At 53.1% G+C, this 2934-nt stretch carries 1 rRNA gene; it reads right to left on the bottom strand.

Features of this window, described 5'->3' with window-relative positions:
* A 23S ribosomal RNA gene (locus ABZ576_RS34200) occupies positions 1 to 2879 on the bottom strand; the annotation flags it as partial.
* Positions 2880 to 2934 lie beyond the last annotated feature (55 nt).

Here is a 2934-nt window from a genome sequence, read left to right as displayed (position 1 = left end):
TGTCACCACGCTTCTACCTCGAACCTATCTACCTCATCATCTTTGAGGGATCTTACTCACTTGACGTGATGGGAGGTCTCATCTTGAGGGGGGCTTCATGCTTAGATGCTTTCAGCACTTATCCCTGCCACACGTAGCTACCCAGCTGTGCTCCTGGCGGAACAACTGGTACACCAGCGGTGTGTCCATCCCGGTCCTCTCGTACTAAGGACAGCTCCTCTCAAACCTCCAACGCCCACGACGGATAGGGACCGAACTGTCTCACGACGTTCTGAACCCAGCTCGCGTACCGCTTTAATGGGCGAACAGCCCAACCCTTGGGACCGACTACAGCCCCAGGATGCGATGAGCCGACATCGAGGTGCCAAACCTCCCCGTCGATGTGAACTCTTGGGGGAGATAAGCCTGTTATCCCCGGGGTAGCTTTTATCCGTTGAGCGATGGCCCTTCCATGCGGAACCACCGGATCACTAAGCCCGACTTTCGTCCCTGCTCGACTTGTAGGTCTCGCAGTCAAGCTCCCTTCTGCCTTTACACTCTGCGAATGATTTCCAACCATTCTGAGGGAACCTTTGGGCGCCTCCGTTACCTTTTGGGAGGCGACCGCCCCAGTCAAACTGCCCGCCTGACACTGTCTCCGGACCGGATCACGGCCCTGGGTTAGAAGGTTCATACAGCCAGGGTGGTATCCCACGGGTGCCTCCACGTAAGCTGGCGCTCACGCTTCGATGGCTCCCACCTATCCTGTACAAGCTGTACAAACATTCAATATCAGGCTACAGTAAAGCTCCACGGGGTCTTTCCGTCCTGTCGCGGGTAATGCGCATCTTCACGCATCGTATAATTTCACCGGGTCTCTCGTTGAGACAGTGCCCAAGTCGTTGCACCTTTCGTGCGGGTCGGAACTTACCCGACAAGGAATTTCGCTACCTTAGGACCGTTATAGTTACGGCCGCCGTTCACTGGGGCTTCAGTTCTACGCTTCGTACCGAAGTACTAACGCTTCCCCTTTACCTTCCAGCACCGGGCAGGTGTCAGCCCCTATACTTCGCCTTTCGGCTTCGCAGAGACCTGTGTTTTTGCTAAACAGTCGCTTGGGCCTATTCACTGCGGCTCCTCCTACAAGGAGCACCCCTTCTCCCGAAGTTACGGGGTCATTTTGCCGAGTTCCTTAACGAGAGTTCTCCCGCTCACCTTAGGATTCTCTCCTCGCCTACCTGTGTCGGTTTGCGGTACGGGCACCTATGAGCTCACTAGAGGCTTTTCTTGGCAGTGTGAAATCCGGAACTTCGGTACTCATGTTCCCTCCCCGTCACAGCTTAGAATTATCGGACGGATTTTCCTATCCGACTCCCTTGCTGCTTGGGCGCACGCTTCCATCCGTGCGCTTTCCTTATCCTACTGCGTCCCCCCATCGCTCAAACACTCATGAGGTGGTACAGGAATATCTACCTGTTGTCCATCGCCTACGCCTTTCGGCCTCGGCTTAGGTCCCGACTAACCCTGAGAGGACGAGCCTTCCTCAGGAAACCTTAGGCTTTCGGTGAAAGAGATTCTCACTCTTTTTTCGCTACTCATACCGGCATTCTCACTTCAAAGCGCTCCACCAGTCCTCACGGTCTGACTTCACTGCACATTGAACGCTCTCCTACCATTGTTCCGAAGAACAATCCGCAGCTTCGGTGATACGTTTAGCCCCGGTACATTTTCGGCGCAGAGTCACTCGACCAGTGAGCTATTACGCACTCTTTAAATGGTGGCTGCTTCTAAGCCAACATCCTGGTTGTCTATGCAACTCCACATCCTTTTCCACTTAACGTATACTTTGGGACCTTAGCTGGCGGTCTGGGCTGTTTCCCTTTCGACTATGAACCTTATCACCCATAGTCTGACTCCCAAGGATAAGTAGTTGGCATTCGGAGTTTGACTGAATTCGGTAACCCGATGAGGGCCCCTAGTTCAATCAGTGCTCTACCTCCAGTACTCTTTCCTTGAGGCTAGCCCTAAAGCTATTTCGGAGAGAACCAGCTATCTCCGTGTTCGATTGGCATTTCACCCCTACCCACACCTCATCCCCGCATTTTTCAACATACGTGGGTTCGGGCCTCCAGTCAGTGTTACCTGACCTTCACCCTGGACATGGGTAGATCACACGGTTTCGGGTCTACGACCGCATACTCTGTTCGCCCTGTTCAGACTCGCTTTCGCTGCGGCTCCGTGTCTTCCACTTAACCTTGCATACGATCGTAACTCGCCGGTCCATTCTACAAAAGGTACGCCGTCACCCATTAACGGGCTTCGACTACTTGTAGGCACACGGTTTCAGGTTCTCTTTCACTCCCCTCCCGGGGTGCTTTTCACCTTTCCCTCACGGTACTGGTTCACTATCGGTCACTAGGGAGTATTTAGCCTTGGGAGATGGTCCTCCCGGATTCCGACGGAATTTCTCGTGTTCCGCCGTACTCAGGATCCACTCCGGAGGAAGTTCCTTTTTGATTACAGGGCTGTTACCTCCTTTGGCGGATCTTTCCAGATCGCTTCATCTAAAGAACTTCTTGGTAACTCCTATGGAGTGTCCTACAACCCCAGAAGGCAAGCCTTCTGGTTTGGGCTCGTTCCGTTTCGCTCGCCGCTACTTGGGAAATCGCATTTGCTTTCCTTTCCTCCGGGTACTGAGATGTTTCAGTTCCCCGGGTCTGCCTCCTCTACCCTATGTATTCAGATAGAGGTACTGTTCCATTACGAACAGTGGGTTCCCCCATTCGGAAATTCCCGGATCAACGTCTACTTACGACTCCCCGAGACATATCGGTGTTAGTCCCGTCCTTCTTCGGCTCCTAGTGCCAAGGCATCCACCGTGCGCCCTTATTCACTTAACTAACTCGCTTTATGTGAAATAAGCTAGACGCTTTTTCGCCTTTATTGCTTTTGGTT

It is taken from the genome of Streptomyces sp. NPDC013455 (assembly GCF_040632975.1).
GTDB lineage: Bacteria > Actinomycetota > Actinomycetes > Streptomycetales > Streptomycetaceae > Streptomyces.
The sequence above is the reverse complement of the archived record's forward strand: the minus strand, read 5'-3'. Positions and strand labels throughout refer to the sequence as shown.